This window comes from Streptomyces sp. NPDC004788 (assembly GCF_053601115.1).
Genome location: NZ_JBSGBF010000001.1, coordinates 1 through 14,945 on the forward strand (window position 1 = coordinate 1; position 14,945 = coordinate 14,945).

The window sequence follows — 14,945 nt, forward strand, 5'->3', positions numbered from 1 at the left end:
ACTGCAGGGGGGACCCTGTGGGAGAGTAGGACGCCGCCGAACAATCATTGTGGGAAAGCCCCGCACCGTATGGTGCGGGGCTTTTCTGCGTTCTGAATATCCTGACGGGGCCGGCCGCACGTTCGGGGAGACCATCCGTATCCCCGAGCCCTTCGGCTTCGATCTCGACCCGACACCGCTGAATCCGTACCACTGACGGTCACTGACCCGGGGCCACCAGGCCCGTGTCGTAGCCGAGGATGACCGCCTGGACGCGGTCGCGGGAGCCGGTTTTGGCGAGGATGCGGGTGATGTGGGTCTTCACCGTGGATTCGGCGAGGTGGAAGTGGGTGGCGATCTCTGTGTTGGTCCAGCCCTGGGCGACGACCGTGAGGATCTCGCGTTCGCGCTCGGTGAGGGCGGCGAGACGGGGGTCGTCCTCCTTGGGGGCGGAGGTCGGCGGGAGGTGGTGGATGTAGGTGTCGAGGAGGCGGCGGGTGAGGCTGGGGGCGACCACCGCGTCGCCGGCCGCGACCGCGCGGATGCCCGCGAGGAGTTCCTCGGGCTGGGCGTCCTTGACCAGGAAGCCGCTCGCGCCGGCGCGCAGGCCGTCGTACGCGTACTGGTCGAGGTCGAAGGTCGTGACGATGAGGACGCGGGTACGGGCGCCCGAGGCGACGATGCGGCGGGTGGCCTCGATGCCGTCGAGGCCCGGCATGCGGATGTCCATCAGGACGACGTCCGGGTGGTGGCGGTCGACCAGGCGAACGGCCTCCGTGCCGTGGGCGGCCTCGCCGAGGACCGTCATGTCGTCCTGGCTCTCGAGCAGCATGCGGAAGCCGAAGCGCTGCATCGGCTGGTCGTCTGCGATCAGAACCGTCGTCACGAGGGGGAGTCCTCCCTCGGAAGTCGGAGCCGTACCCGCCAGCCCGGGCCCGTGCCGGCCGGCAGCGGGCCGCAGTCGAGTGTGCCGTCGTAGAGGGCCGCGCGCTCGCGCATCCCGGTCAGTCCCCGGCCGCGACCGGAGACCACCGATCGAGCGCCGCTTCCCGTGTCCGTCACCGTCACCTCCACGCCCTCCGGCCCTGGCCCCGCCGCCACCCTCACCCTCACCGTCGCCTTCGCTCCGGGCCCCGCATGCTTCAGCGTGTTCGTCAGCGCCTCCTGCACGACCCGGTACGCCGTCAGTTCCGCTCCCGCCGACAGCGTGTGGCCACAGTCCTCCAGCGTCGTCTCGACCGGGAGGCCCGCCTTCCGTACCCCCTCGATCAGCGACGGCAGCTCCGCGAGCCCCGGCTGGGGAGTCCGGTCCGCCGTCAGCGTGCCCAGCAGACGGCGGAGTTCGGTGAGGGCCTGCCGGCTGGTGGTGCCGATGGCGTCGAGGGCCTGGGCGGCGCGTTCGGGGTTCTTCGCCGCCGCGTAGCGGCCGCCGTCGGCCAGGCCGGTGATGACGGAGAGGTTGTGGCCGATGATGTCGTGCATCTCGCGGGCGATCCGGGCGCGTTCGGCCGCGGCCGCGAGCCGGACCTCCTGTGCGCGTTCCTCCTTGCGGGAGCGGACCGTGATGCCCAGGAGAGCCGCGAGGACGTACGTCCACACCAGCGGGTCGGCGGCCGGCGTGCCGACGGGGAAGCGGAGCGTGCCCACGACCACCGGCGCGGCGAGGAGCGCGGCGGCGCCGAGCAGTGCGCGGGGCGGGCGGCGGAGCGCGATGTGGAACAGCGGGACGGCCTGGAGGTAGTCGGCCTGGAGGAAGGCGCCCGAGCTCGCGCTGACGAGCGCCGCGACCGTCATCACGGCGAGGACGGCCGTCGGCCGGCGGCGCCGCCAGTGGAGAGGCAGCGCGAGGGCGAGGCTGAGGGCGAGGACCAGCCAGGGCGGCAGGGACGGATCGCGCGCGACGGTGCGCCAGCCGCCGCCGGCCACGTCGACGAGTGCGGCGGTCGTCAGGGTCGCGGTCACCGTCGCGTCCCACAGCCACGGGCGGGCCGCGTCGAGGGCCCGTACGCGGGTGAGGAGGTGCCGTACGTACCGGCTCGGTCCCGTCTCCGTCGTCACCCGGCCACGTTAGGCGGCCGGAGCTCGCGCCGTCGTCGTACCCAGGTACCACGCCGGTCAGAAACTGCTTGTCACCGTGGTGCGGCGGTGGTGAAGATCGCGGCATGGACTATTCGATTCGCACCATCCGTGCCGACGAGTGGGAGAAGGTGCGCGAGCTGCGGCTCGCGGCGCTGCAGGACCCGGTCGCGCACCTCGCCTTCGTGGAGACGTACGAGAAGGCCGTCGCGCAGCCCGACTCCTTCTGGCAGGAGCGGACGGCGAACGGCTCCGAGAGCGGCGCGGGGCGGGTGCGCCAGTTCGTCGCGGAGACTCCGGACGGGCGCTGGATCGGCGCGACGACGGTGCTCGTGGAGCGGCCCTCGGATGCGGAGCCGCTGTTCGGCGAGCCCTCGAAGGTCGACCAGACGCAGCTGGTGGGCGTGTACGTCCGACCCGAGGCGCGCGGCGCCGGGGTGATCGACGCGCTGTTCCGGGCGGCCGTGGAGTGGTCCTGGGCGCTGCCGGAGCCGGCGGTCGAGCGGGTGCGGCTGTACGTGCACGAGGACAACCACCGGGCGGCCGCCTTCTATCGGCGCTTCGGCTTCGTCCCGACGGGTGGGCGGATCCTTCTGGAGGACGTCGAGAGCGGCTACGACCTGGAGTACGTGCTGCCGCGGAGCAGCTAGCGGAACGGTACGGGCCGGCCGAACGGGAGGGGCTAGCCGAACGGTAGGGGCTCGGGCCAGCGGGCTCGGGCCTGCTCCTGCGAGCGCATCAGGGCGAGCGTCGGCAGGCCCTGCTCCGCGCCGGCGGCGACGAGTTCGGGCAGGCCGGGGAGGGGTGCGACCGCGGCGACGTCGTCGAGGACGAGGCTCAGTGGTGGGTCGAGCCGACCGTCGGATGACCGTGCGGCCATGCGGCGGCCGTGCTCGACCACGCTCGCTGCGAGCGCGGTGAGGAGGGGCATCGCGCCCGGGTGGGTGCGCGGGTCCTCGATCGGTTCACCCACCACGTACAGCGTGCCCTGTTCGGCGACGAAAGATGCGAGCGTGAGCGAATCCGTTCGATTTGCCGTGCAGGCGTCCCGGATGTGGATCGAGGAGAGCGCGCCGAGCGCACGGGCCGTCAGTTCCTGGGCCGCGGCTCGGCGTTCCTGGTGCGCGGTGAGCGCCGACTCCAGGAGGCCGGCGTGGCCGGCGGCGGCCTTGGGATGGGTGCGGAGGATGCGTACGGGCTCGTGGGCGTCGGTGCCCTGGGCCCAGCGGTGCACCTGCTTGAACGGTCGGCCGTCCGTCGCCGCGGCGTGCAGCCAGCAGCGCAGGAGCGTTTCCGCGGTGTCCGCCGTCGCCGCGTCGAGCCGTGCCTGCGGTCGTACGGGCGCGAGCAGTGCCGCCGCCCGCTCCCGCGCCCTGTCCGGGTCCTCGCACCCTTCCGCGGGGCTCCAGCGCAGCCGGGCGGGCGTGTCGCACAGGTGCCCGGGGTCGTAGAGCAGGACCGGGCCGAGCTTGCCGCGCGCGTCCTTGGTCTCGGCCCAGAGGCTCGGGTCGGACGTCACGACGAGCACGGCTCCGTCGGCGTCCCGGACGGCCTGTACGGCGGCGGGGCGGCGGGTGGCGGCGGGGCCGTAGACGATCCGGGGGGTGGCGGGCGTCGCAGTCGGTACCGGCGTGGGGGTCTCGTCCACGGGGGTACGAGGATGGGGCGGCGCGGCGCTCGCGGCCACTGGCAGGGGCGCCCGTACGACGCCGTCCTCGGGCCGTACAACGCCGTCCTCGGGCCGTACGACGCCGTCCTCGAGCCGTACGGCGGCGTCCTCGGGCCGTACGACGCCGTCCTCGGCCCCCACGGCGGGGCCCTTGTCCCATGCGGCACCGCCCTCGGCCCGTACGGCCGCGCCCTTGTCCCGTACCGCCGCGCCCCTTGCCCCCGACGTCCGGCCGGCGCGGTTCTCCCCGTACACCCCGGCCTTTCTGTTCGCCCGCACCGCACGCCAGCGGGCCAGGGTGCCCAGGGCGAAGACCGTGAGGACGGCGAGGACCATCGCCTCGCCGATGAGCAGGCCCCAGAACAGGCCGTAGCCCGAGAGCTGTGCCGGTGCGGCGTCGGGCCAGGCGGTCGGCAGGTCGGTCGGGGCGGTCATGAGGGAGCGCAGGGCGAGCGGGGTGCGGGTGAAGGTGACGCCGGCCGGCCAGGTGCCGTGCGCGAAGAGGGCGGCGAGGCCGGTGGCCGTCCACACCAGGAACGCGAGGGCGAGCAGGAGGGCGAGCAGTCCCACGACGAGACCGTCGGGGATGCCGCCCTCCTTCCGTGCCGCTTTCTCCATGCCGATGTCCTTACGCCACCGTCGACTGCGAGGAGTCGTTCATCTGCTGCTCGATGAGCAGTGCCCGCTGTTCCGTCTCCCATTCGAGTTCGGGGTCGGCGGGGGCGGAGGACTCGGTCATGGCGCGGTCGGTGTAGACGAGTGGGCGTTCCTTCTCGGTGATGAGGTGTTTGACGACCTGGACGTTGCCGTTGACGTCCCAGACGGCGATGCCGGGGGTGAGCGTCGGGATGATCTCGACGGCCCAGCGGGGCAGGCCGAGGACGCGGCCGGTGTTGCGGGCCTCGTCGGCCTTCTGGGCGTAGATGGTGCGGGTGGAGGCCATCTTGAGGATCGCCGCGGCCTCCTTCGCGGCCGCTCCGTCGACGACGTCGGAGAGGTGGTGGACGACGGCGACGAAGGACAGGCCGAGGCGGCGGCCGAACTTGAGCAGGCGCTGGAACAGCTGGGCCACGAAGGGGCTGTTGATGATGTGCCAGGCCTCCTCGACGAGGAAGATGCGCTTCTTCCGGTCGGGGCGGATCCAGGTGTGTTCCAGCCACACGCCGACGATCGCCATGAGGATGGGCATGGCGATGGAGTTGCGGTCGATGTGGGACAGGTCGAAGACGATGAGCGGGGCGTCGAGGTCGATGCCGACGGTCGTCGGGCCGTCGAACATGCCGCGGAGGTCGCCGTCGACCAGGCGGTCGAGGACGAGCGCCACGTCGAGGCCCCAGGCCCGTACGTCGTCTATGTCGACGTTCATGGCCTCGGCGGACTCGGCCTCCGGGTGGCGGAGTTGCTCGACGATGTCGGTGAGGATCGGCTGGCGGTCGGTGATGTGCTCGTTGACGTAGGCGTGGGCGACCTTGAGCGCGAAGCCGGAGCGCTCGTCGAGGCCGTGGCCCATGGCGACCTCGATGATCGTACGGAGCAGGGCGAGCTGCCCCGTCGTGGTGATCGCGGGGTCGAGCGGGTTGAGGCGGATGCCGTCGTCGTTGGCGACCATCGGGTCGAGCCGGATGGGCGTTATCCCCAGCTCCTGGGCGATGAGGTTCCATTCGCCGACGCCGTCCTCGCCCTGGGCGTCGAGGACGACGACCTGGCGGTCGCGGAAGCGGAGCTGGCGCAGCACGTACGTCTTCTCCAGTGCCGACTTGCCGTTGCCGGACTCGCCGAGGACGAGCCAGTGCGGGGCGGGGAGCTGCTGCCCGTACAGCTGGAAGGGGTCGTAGATGTACCCCTTGCCGCTGTAGACCTCGCGGCCGATGATCACGCCGGAGTCGCCGAGGCCGGGGGCGGCGGTCGGCAGGTAGACGGCCTGGGCCTGCCCGGTGGAGGTGCGCACGGGCAGGCGGGTCGTCTCCACCTTCCCGAAGAGGAAGGCGGTGAAGGCTTCGGTGAGGACGGACAGCGGATCTCGCATCGGTCTGTGCCCCTTCGGCCCTAGCGGCGGATGCCGGTCGCGAACGGCAAGGTGTTCACAAAGGCCCGGTGGTGCTCGCGGTCGCACCACTCCAGCTTCAGATACGACTTTCCGGCGGAGGCCCGGATCGTGCGCTTGTCCCGGGCCAGGGCCTCGGGCGAGCGCGACGATACGGTGATGTACCCGACGAGGTTGACGCCCGCCGCGCCGCTGGCGAGATCTTCACCCCGCTGGTCGAGCCGCCCGTGGGCGGCGATGTCGCGGGGGTCGACGGTGCGGTTCATCTTGGCCTGGCGGGACGCCTCGGCCTCGTCGTTGGTCTTCTCGGTGAGCATGCGCTCGATGGCGACCTCGGTGGGTTCCAGGTCCATGGTGACGGCGACGGTGCGGATGACGTCGGGGGTGTGGACGAGGAGCGGGGCGAGGAAGTTGACGCCCACCGGGGTCATCGGCCACTCCTTGATCCAGGCGGTGGCGTGGCACCAGGGGGCGCGGGTGGCGGACTCGCGGGTCTTGGCCTGGAGGTACGTCGGCTCCATCGCGTCCAGCTCGGCGGGCCAAGCGTTTCGTTTCGTCATGGCCTGGATGTGGTCGATGGGGTGGTCCGGGTCGTACATGGAGTGCACGAGGGACGCGAGCCGCGACTGCCCGAGGGGCTGCCGTACCCGGATGTCCGCCTCCGCCAGCCGGGCGCAGATGTCGGTGAGCTCGCGGGCCATGACGACGGCGAGGCCGGCGTCGCGGTCGAGCTTGCGGGCGCCGGAGGCGTGGCGGGCGGCGCGGGCCATGGCGTTGGCCTCGGCGGCGAGTTCGCGGGTGTAGTGCATGCACGCGACGAGGTAGGCGCGGTGCTGCTCGCTGCTCGTCGACACCATGGACTGGAGCTGGTCGTACGACTCCTGGAGCCAGGCCGGGGCCTGGTGGTCGCCGCGCTGGGCGACGTCCTTGGCGTGGGCGTCGGGGTCGGCGGGGAGGGTGCGGGCGAGCATCTGGAGGCGGGTGACGAAGCCGTCCCCGTTGGCGACGTGCTTGAGGAGGGTGCCGAAGCGGTCGACGAGGGCTTCCTGGTCCTCGGAGTCGCGCAGGCCGACGCCGGGGCCCTCGATCTCGATGGCGGCGGTGACGGTGCGGCGGTCGGCGTGCAGCAGCACGGCGATCTCGTCGGGGCCGAAGGGCGCGGAGAGCCAGCTGACGCGGCCGATGCCGGGCGGCGGGCCGATCTCGACCTCGCGGCCGTCGAGCCGCGTGCCGGCCTCGACGGCGGCGGAGCGGTAGGCGGTGCCGCGCTTGAGCATCCGCTTGTAACTGCGGTTGATCTCGAACCACTTGTAGAACGTGCGGTGCTTGTACGGCACGTAGACGGCGGCGAGCGCGAGCAGCGGGAAGCCGGTGAGCAGCACGATGCGCAGGGACAGGACGGGGACGAGCAGTCCGCACATCATGCCGAGGAAGGCGCCGGCGATGATGAGCGCGATCTCGCCGGTCTCACGGTTCTTGCCGATGACCGCGTTCGGCCGGGCGCGGCCGACGAGATACGTGCGGCGGGGCGAGACCGGCTGGGACTGGGTCGTCAACGCCCTGCACCTCCTGCTCCTGTGTTCTTGCTGCTGTTGCTGCTACGGCTGGTGTGCGGGGTGCCCGCGGTGGGACCGGCGCTGCGGGGCGGGGGAGTGGCCGACGCTCCCGCGGGGCTTGCGGATGAGCCTCGGCTGCTGTGGGCTGCGACGCCGCCGGAGAGCGGGTTGGCGGGGCGGGCGGCCGTGGCCTGGGCGCCCTGGGAGCCGCCGCCGTCGCCGCGGGTGCTGTGGGTCTTGATGCCCTGGGACACGAGGGAGGCGGGCGAGGAGATGACAGCGGCCGCGGTGTTCTCGCCGGCGCGGTGCAGGCGGTTGTTGCGGGACGCGATGATCTCGTCGCCGAAGCCCGGGACGAAGCGGTAGATCATCGCCGACGCGAAGATGGCCAGGAGGATGATCGAGAGGCCGGAGACGACGGCGGAGAACGAGTCGGGCCCGGTGCCGGAGGAGAGCGCCCCGGCGAGCCCGAGCACGATCACGATCACCGGCTTGACGAGGATCACCGCGATCATGATCCCGGCCCAGCGGCGCACGTGGCCCCACATGTTCTTGTCGACGAGCCCGGAATAGACGACCACGCCGAGCAGGGCGCCGACGTAGAGGAGCACGGCGCGCAGGACGAGCTCCAGGTAGAGCACGCCGGCGGCGAGGACGGTCACCAGCGACACGATGATCAGCATGATGGGCCCGCCACCGATGCTGTCGCCCTTCTCCAGCGCCTGTTTGAAGCTGCCGAAGAACACGTCGGTCTGCTGGCCGGTGCCGGAGGCGATGACCTCGGTGACGGCGTCGGTCGCGTTGACGACCGTGTAGAGGATGAGCGGCGTGAACGCGGAGGCGAGGACGGTGAGCCAGAGGAACCCGATCGCCTCGGAGATCGCGGTGGTGAGCGGGACGCCGCGGATGGCGCGCTTGGCGACCGCGAGCAGCCAGAGGAGGAGGGTGAGGAAGACGGAGGCCGCGAAGACGATGGCGTAGCGGCCGAGGAACTGCGGGTTGGTGAAGTCGACCTGGGCGGTCTCCTTCACGGCGGCGGAGAGCGTGTCGACGACCCAGGCGGCGGCCTTGGCACAGCCGTGCGCGAGGGAGGAGAGGGGGTCGAGGGCGGTGGTGGGGTCGTCCAGGCGGGGACGGGTGCCGGTGGCGCCGCCGGACTGGCCGTTCTCGCAGTAGTCGCGGGCCTGGCCCACGATGAGGTCGCAGGGGTTGTTGCTGGCGCTCGGCGTCGGTGTCGGCGTGACGGTTGCGGACGGGGCGCCGGGCGACGGCGTGCCGCTGGGCGGCGTCGTGGGCGTGGGGGCGGCGTACGCACGTGACGCGAGCAGCACGAGCGTGGCGGGGAGCGCGACCACGCCGGCGGCCATGGCGCGCAGGGGGACGCGTCGGCTAGCGGGCATAGGTGAAGCCTCCGTATCCCTCGACGGCCTTGGCGATCTCGTCCGCCATGGAGGCCCGGTTGTCACCGTTGACGGGCGTGGGGCCCTCGGCCTGCTCCGAGCTGACGATCTTCCAGTCGCCGCCGACCCACTTGAGCTTCTCGGTGATGGTGAACCACGTCGACGTCACCGGCTTGGTCGAGCCCTCGCCGGCCAGGCCCACGAGTCCGGTGCACCACACCTCCACGGTGGCGGTGTCGCTCGTGTAGTCCTTGACCTTCGCGCCGACGGGGATCGTGCGCGACACGAACGTCAGACCCGTGGGCGCGAGTCCGTCGGGGGTGAGGCCCACGTTGGCCAGGAACGCGGCCGAGTAGGACTCGTCCAGGCGCTTCACCAGACCGTCCGCGACGGCCGGGTCGTGGATGGCCCGCACGATGGCCTCGCGCGGCCCGCGCTGGAACATGTCCACCGACCCCAGCGCCACCGCGTAGTTCGTCGCCGCGCTCTGCGCCCCCTGTTCGTCCCGCGCGAAGCCCGTCGGGATCTCGCCGTTCTTGCCCGTCACCGGGCGTACGCCCGTCGCCGCCGTCGGGGCGGCCGAGCGTGCCGGGGCGCCGGCGCCGCCGGTGGCGGTGCCGGAACCGCCGCTCGCGGTGTCGTTGCCGCCTCGGTTGGCGAGGGCGATCGCGGCGATGAGGAGGGCCACGACGCCGACCACCGCGATCAGGCTGCGGGAGCCGCGGGCCGGGCGGCGGGGGGTGGCGTAGGGGTCGCCGTAGTTGCCTTCGGGGAGGCGGGTACGGGTCTGGCCGTCGTGCTCGTCGCCGAGGCTCATGCCGGGTACGCCCTCTCAAGCACGCGCGGGTACGGAAGCGGGTCCGGGTGGTGACTGGACATCAGGGAACGCGACCTCGTTGGTAGAAACGGGTTAGACGGCCATCCCGTACACGATGGTGAAGAGCGTCCCCAGCGACCCGATGATGAAGACGCCGGTCAGGCCGGCCACGATCAGGCCCTTGCCCTGTTCGGCGCTGAAGGTGTCGCGCAGCGCGGTCGCGCCGATGCGCTGCTTGGCCGCACCCCAGATGGCGATGCCGAGACAGAGCAGGATGGCCACGGCCATCACGACCTCGATCATCACCTTGGCCTCGGCGCCCAGGCTCCCGAAAGGCCCCCAGTTCGGGGCGATTCCACCGATGATGGTGGAGATGTCGCCCTTCTCGGCCGCCAGGTACATGTAACTCACCGCCCCTGTTGGGTAGTTCGTCGCCCCTGCCGAACGGCATGGGTCGTCGACCCTATCTTCGCTGATGAAACCGCCCGCGTGTGACGGCTTGACGGCTCTCTTTACCCGATCCCCGCACATCTGACCGATCTGACCGTCTTGACCTGCGACGGTGTGGCCGGTTTGTATGCGAAGAAGCGTATGGTCACTCTGTGTATCACGGGGGGTGACTCCGGGCAATGATTGTCGTTGTGACACCTTTGGGGCGGTGCTCGATGAGGCGTCAGGGGCGTTGCGGGGCCCACTCGTCGCCGGTCCACGTGGCGCCGGCGACCGCTCGGGGACCTTGGTGCAGGGGTGTAGCCGTCGAGGAAAAGGGATGCTGCGTTGGCGTTGTTCCGTACCCGTACGACGCCGTCGTACGGAGAGTGCGTACCCCTGGCTGATCTACTCACCCCGTTGGGCGACCTCAAGGGCCGGCTGATCTCCGTGCACGAGGGGCGCGGGACCGTTGGGCTGCCCTGGGCGTCGACCTGACGTAAAGCCGCGCCAGGGTTGTGACGGTACGTCGGGGTGTAGCTAGGGTCCGATCGTGATCGCGCCCTGACCAGGCGTGATGTCACCCAACGAGGGTCCACCCGATGTGACATGAGGACGCTGCTCCCGGCGAGCTGCGGTACTCGCGGATTTCATCCGGGAGACCTGACGTACGAATTCAAGGGGGAATCTGTGAAGCGCGTTCTCGGCGCCTTGGTGGCGCTTTTCTCCGTGCTTGTCGGTGGCCTTGTGATGGCTCCAACCGCCAGTGCTGTCTCCAAGGGATGCGGTGAGCTGACCAACGGCATCCTGTGTAACGACGGCCCTGTCCCGAACGAGGGCACCTACACCACGTCCTACATCCGCCACGGCGCCCGTGGGGAGATCACTGTGCGGCTGGGCTACGAGATCAAGATCGAGCGGACGGGAGTGATCGCCCAGACGACTTGGATGGGCTACAAGAAGACCCAGAACGGCTACGCCGAGCTGTCCAAGTACGTTCTTCTGTCAAACGAGGGCTGCATCCGGGGCATCATGGAGTACGACAACGCGCGGTACGTCACGAAGTGGCGTTGCTGAGGAACGGGTTCCATGACGGGCCGCCCCCTTCGCGGGCGGCCATCCCTTTGTTCCGGTGCCGTGAACGGCAGGTAGAAGATGTGGCAGCTCGTTCTCTACGTTAACCCGCTCAGCGTCGCCCTGTTCGTGCTCGGCTCCGCTGCTGTGGCGGTCGCGTTCACTCGATGGGTCGCGTCCGCGCCGGTGCGGCGCGGGAGAGTGGCCAAGAGGATCTTTCTGGCCTGTTTTGCGCTCGTGCTCCTGGCCACCCTCATGCCGACCCAGTCCATCGGCTCGGGCGGGACCTACATCTCGCTGACTCCGGGGTCCGGGATCCTCGGGCCCGGTGCCGAAGGCATGTACCCCATGGAGCGGCGTATGGCGTTGGCGACCTCGGTCGCCAACGCGGCGATGTTCGTCCCGCTGGCCATCTTCTGGTATGCCGCGAAGGGCAGGAGGGCCAAGGCCGGCATAAGGGTGCTGGCGGGTCTGTTCTCCTTGAGCGTGCTGATCGAGCTGGCTCAGCTCCTGATGGATGCGGGCCGAGTCGTGGATATCGATGACGTCATCCTGAACACTCTGGGCGCCCTGATCGGCCTGCTCATCGTCATCGGGTCAGCGCGCCTGTCCGAGGGGACGGCCAGGCGCGCACGCCGTGCGGCAACTGCTCAAGTAGATCGCGGAGCCATGACTCGGTGAGGTCCTCTGCTCTGCTGCTCCTCGGACACTCCTCTTCCGTCCGGTTCGTCCACCCCCTGACCGCGGGGTCGCCCGCCTAAACTGAGGCTCGGCAGGCGTGCTGGCAGGAGCCGAGGGGTGGTTGACGGTGCGTAAGGTGCGGGCGGCCTGGTGGCTGGGTGGCGGGGTCGGCGGGTTCTTTCTGCTGTTCGTCGTGCTGCTCGTCGTCGGGACGTACTCCGCCGCGGCCGGGCTCGTCGGGGGGGCAGGAAACGGGCGGAGCGGGACCGTGGGGCTGGCCAAGGGGGCCGTGCCGGCGGCGTATCAGGGGCTGGTGCAGAAGTGGGGGAACCTCTGTCCGGCGCTCAACCCCGCGCTGCTCGCCGCCCAGCTGTACCAGGAGAGCGGCTGGAACCCCACGATCGTCTCGCCCGCCGACGCCCGGGGCATCGCCCAGTTCATCCCCGGCACCTGGGCCGGGCACGGCATCGACGGTGACGGGGACGGGGACCGGGACATCTGGGATCCCAAGGACGCGATCCCGTCCGCGGCCTCGTACGACTGCGAGCTGGCCGGCTATGTGAAGGACGTGCCGGGCGACAACGCCAACAACATGCTCGCCGCGTACAACGCCGGCGCCTACCGGGTCATCAGGTCCGGTGGCGTGCCGCGGATCAGCGAGACGCAGAACTACGTGCGGATCATCCGCTCGCTGGAGAAGAGCTTCGCCCGGCCCGTCGGCCGCGTCGAGCCGTCCCGGCAGGCGGCGGCCGCCATCTACTACGCGCAGCAGAAGCTCGGCACGCCGTATCTGTGGGGCGGTACGGGAACGGCCGCGCAGAACGGGCGGTTCGACTGCTCGGGGCTGACCCAGGCCGCGTACGAGTCGGTCGGGATCGAGCTGCCGCGCGTGGCCAACGACCAGTACAACGCCGGGCCGCACCCCAGTCGGGACGAACTGCTGCCCGGGGACCTCGTCTTCTTCTCGGACGACCTGACGAACTCACGGGCCATCAGACACGTCGGCATCTACGTCGGCGGCGGCTACATGATCGACGCGCCGCGCACCGGCGCCGTCATCCGCTTCGACCGGATCGACACGCCCGACTACTTCGGCGCCACCCGCGTCACCGAGGACGGTGCCGCCGCGCTGCCCACCCACCTGCCGCAACAGTGACTGCGCGTCAAGTCGTGGCCCCGGGCTGCGGCGGCGCGTCACCTTTCGATAACGTCGTAGTGATCTTGGGTGCGGAGCGGAACGCTCCCCTCGGGCGGATCGTTCCCGATCCGACTGCTCTGACCACGGGGGTTGGACACCGCCACCAGTACACCCACACAGCAAGGGGCCGCAGCAGATGGCTGGACTCGCATCGGACGGTATGAACCCCGATGTCAGCCTGCTCTATGACATCAACGGGCTGGCCAAGGCCGCCCCGCCGTGGTTCGACCGCGTCACGGAGTTCGTCGGCGAGTACGGCATCGTGCTCGGCCTGATCCTCGTCGTGCTCGGCTGCTGGTGGCACCTGCGCCGGCGCGGCACCCTCGCCGACTCCGTCGCGGGCGTCGCCGGGCTGGTGTGGGCGCCGATCGCCGCCGGCCTCGCGCTGCTCGTCAACATCCCGATCCGCGGCTTCGTCGAACGCCCCCGGCCGTTCAGGGAACACCAGGGCCTCGACGTCCTCGTCGCCGGCAAGACCGACTTCTCCTTCGTCAGCGACCACGCCACCCTGACGATGGCCATCGCCGTCGGCGTCTTCATGGCGCACCGCCGCTGGGGTCTCGCCGCCATCGGACTCGCCCTCGCCGAGGGCTTCTGCCGCGTCTACATGGGCGTCCACTACCCCACCGACGTCGTCGGCGGCCTCGCGCTCGGCACCGCCGTCGCGCTGCTGCTCGCCCCGCCCGCGCTCGCGATGCTCACCCCGGTCGTCGCCGCCGTCGCCCGCTCCCCGCGCGGCGCCCGGCTGGTGCGCTCCCGGCGCGCCCCCGAGGGGCACGCCGTCACGGAGGCCATCGGCATCCCCGAGCCCCGGCTCGGCACCGGCGACAGCGACCTCGCGGCCTGACGGCCTCGCCGCCCGGGTGCCCGGCCGCCTAGCCGCTCACCGAAGCCCGGTGCTCCGCCGCGTCCGTACGGGCCCGGTCGCGTGACCTGCGGGCCGGGCCGGTCCAGCCGCAGCTGCACCGGGCGAACGCGAACGAACCGCGCTCCGTGGTCTCCGTGTGATGCACGCCTCCACCGTACTGCGCCGTGCGTGACGGGTCGTCGGGACCGTCGTTATCCGGTCGGGCGGGATCCGGACGGACACGCGGGACGGCGTTGGGGGTTGGCAGGCGATGGGGATGCGTGGCAACGGACGCTCGGGCAGGGTGTGGGGCGTCGCGATAGCTCTGGTGCTGGGCGGCGGCTGCGCCGCCCCCGGTGACGACGCCGAGCCCGGCGGCGACCCGGCGCTGACCGTACGCGGCGCGGCCGAGGCACTGGTCCGCGTCGGCTCGTCGAAGGCCAGCACCTCCATGGAGATGGCCACCGGCGGCACCCGCGTCACCATCCGCGGCGAGGGCGGCTACGACTTCCGGCTCCGCACCGGCCGGCTCCAGGTGATGCTCCCCAGCGACGCCGCCGGCGAGAGCGAGCACCGGCCCATCACCGAGCTGCTCGTCCCCGGCGCGCTCTACATGAAGAACCGCGGCGCCGGCGTCCCCGCCGACAAGTGGGTACGGGTCGACACCACGACCCTCGACGACGGCAACCTGGTCACCGGCGGCGCCACCGACCCGGCCGCCGCCGCCGAGCTGCTGCGCGGCGCGCGCCAGGTGACGTACGTCGGCGAGGTCGACCTGGCGGGCGTGAAGGTGCGGCACTACCGGGGGACCACCGACATCGCGGAGGCCGCCCGGCTTGCCTCGCCGCAGGTGCGCGGGGCACTGGCCGCGGCGGCGAAAGGGTTCACCACGGACGCGGTGCCCTTCGACGCGTACCTGGACGAGGAGGGGCGGCTGCGCAAGGTCCGCCACCAGTTCAGCTTCAGCAACCAGGGCCGTACGGTCGCGGTCGCGTCGACCACCCTGCTCTACGGGTTCGGGGCGCGCGTCTCGGTGACGCTGCCGGACCGCGCGGACATCTACGCCGGGAAGATCCAGGCGTAGCCGCCCGCGCCCACGGGGTCGGGGCGGGCGGGCCATCGCCAAATGGTCCGGTCGTGTCATGCGCGGTTCGCGGGGCCCTCCCTACGCTGGG

15 protein-coding genes are annotated in these 14,945 nt (G+C 71.3%); 6 read left to right on the forward strand and 9 right to left on the reverse strand.

The genetic code is table 11. From position 1 onward, the window contains the following. Positions 1 to 199: 199 nt before the first annotated feature. Positions 200 to 865 (reverse strand): response regulator, encoded by a 666-nt coding sequence (locus ACWEJX_RS00005; RefSeq protein WP_451605258.1) that lies wholly within the window; start codon positions 863 to 865, stop codon positions 200 to 202. Then, entirely contained in the window at positions 862 to 2,037 is a 1,176-nt protein-coding gene (locus ACWEJX_RS00010) for a sensor histidine kinase (RefSeq protein ID WP_451605259.1), read from the reverse strand. The genes ACWEJX_RS00005 and ACWEJX_RS00010 overlap by 4 nt, the downstream gene beginning before the upstream one ends. A 104-nt stretch (positions 2,038 to 2,141) precedes the next feature. On the opposite strand from ACWEJX_RS00010, the gene ACWEJX_RS00015 reads away from it, so the two are divergent. After that, positions 2,142 to 2,705 (forward strand): N-acetyltransferase family protein, encoded by a 564-nt coding sequence (locus ACWEJX_RS00015; RefSeq protein WP_451605260.1) that lies wholly within the window; start codon positions 2,142 to 2,144, stop codon positions 2,703 to 2,705. Positions 2,706 to 2,737: 32 nt separating this feature from the next. On the opposite strand, the gene ACWEJX_RS00020 is transcribed toward ACWEJX_RS00015, so the two are convergent. From ACWEJX_RS00020 to ACWEJX_RS00045, 6 genes are all read right to left on the reverse strand, one after another. After that, complete coding sequence (locus ACWEJX_RS00020; RefSeq protein WP_451605261.1) at positions 2,738 to 4,342, reverse strand: type VI secretion protein; 1,605 nt, start codon at positions 4,340 to 4,342, stop codon at positions 2,738 to 2,740. A 10-nt stretch (positions 4,343 to 4,352) separates the two neighbouring features. Further along, a complete protein-coding gene (locus tag ACWEJX_RS00025) occupies positions 4,353 to 5,750 on the reverse strand; it encodes an ATP-binding protein (RefSeq protein WP_451605262.1) in 1,398 nt (465 codons plus the stop codon). Between the two features lie 20 nt (positions 5,751 to 5,770). Then, positions 5,771 to 7,324, reverse strand: coding sequence for an SCO6880 family protein (locus ACWEJX_RS00030; protein ID WP_451605263.1), 1,554 nt, complete (start codon positions 7,322 to 7,324; stop codon positions 5,771 to 5,773). Further along, positions 7,321 to 8,724: a hypothetical protein gene (locus ACWEJX_RS00035; RefSeq protein WP_451605264.1), complete on the reverse strand. Its 1,404-nt coding sequence runs from the start codon at positions 8,722 to 8,724 to the stop codon at positions 7,321 to 7,323. The genes ACWEJX_RS00030 and ACWEJX_RS00035 overlap by 4 nt, the downstream gene beginning before the upstream one ends. Further along, a complete protein-coding gene (locus tag ACWEJX_RS00040) occupies positions 8,714 to 9,541 on the reverse strand; it encodes a hypothetical protein (RefSeq protein ID WP_451605265.1) in 828 nt (275 codons plus the stop codon). Before ACWEJX_RS00040 ends, ACWEJX_RS00035 begins: the two co-directional genes overlap by 11 nt. 93 nt (positions 9,542 to 9,634) lie before the next feature. Then, positions 9,635 to 9,943: a hypothetical protein gene (locus ACWEJX_RS00045; protein ID WP_116159777.1), complete on the reverse strand. Its 309-nt coding sequence runs from the start codon at positions 9,941 to 9,943 to the stop codon at positions 9,635 to 9,637. Positions 9,944 to 10,579: 636 nt separating this feature from the next. On the opposite strand from ACWEJX_RS00045, the gene ACWEJX_RS00050 reads away from it, so the two are divergent. From ACWEJX_RS00050 to ACWEJX_RS00065, 4 genes are all read left to right on the forward strand, one after another. Continuing rightward, complete coding sequence (locus ACWEJX_RS00050; RefSeq protein WP_451605266.1) at positions 10,580 to 11,047, forward strand: hypothetical protein; 468 nt, start codon at positions 10,580 to 10,582, stop codon at positions 11,045 to 11,047. A gap of 78 nt (positions 11,048 to 11,125) precedes the next feature. Further along, positions 11,126 to 11,725, forward strand: a complete 600-nt coding sequence (locus ACWEJX_RS00055; RefSeq protein WP_451605267.1) for a VanZ family protein — start codon at positions 11,126 to 11,128, stop codon at positions 11,723 to 11,725. 136 nt (positions 11,726 to 11,861) lie between these two features. Continuing rightward, positions 11,862 to 12,881: a C40 family peptidase gene (locus tag ACWEJX_RS00060; RefSeq protein ID WP_451605447.1), complete on the forward strand. Its 1,020-nt coding sequence runs from the start codon at positions 11,862 to 11,864 to the stop codon at positions 12,879 to 12,881. 178 nt (positions 12,882 to 13,059) lie between these two features. After that, a complete protein-coding gene (locus tag ACWEJX_RS00065) occupies positions 13,060 to 13,770 on the forward strand; it encodes a phosphatase PAP2 family protein (RefSeq protein WP_451605268.1) in 711 nt (236 codons plus the stop codon). Between the two features lie 28 nt (positions 13,771 to 13,798). Here ACWEJX_RS00065 and ACWEJX_RS00070 read toward each other — a convergent pair whose 3' ends face one another. Next, a complete protein-coding gene (locus tag ACWEJX_RS00070; protein WP_451605269.1) occupies positions 13,799 to 13,936 on the reverse strand; it encodes a hypothetical protein in 138 nt (45 codons plus the stop codon). A gap of 111 nt (positions 13,937 to 14,047) precedes the next feature. On the opposite strand from ACWEJX_RS00070, the gene ACWEJX_RS00075 reads away from it, so the two are divergent. Continuing rightward, positions 14,048 to 14,854: a hypothetical protein gene (locus ACWEJX_RS00075; protein WP_451605270.1), complete on the forward strand. Its 807-nt coding sequence runs from the start codon at positions 14,048 to 14,050 to the stop codon at positions 14,852 to 14,854. The last annotated feature ends 91 nt before the right edge of the window (positions 14,855 to 14,945 follow it).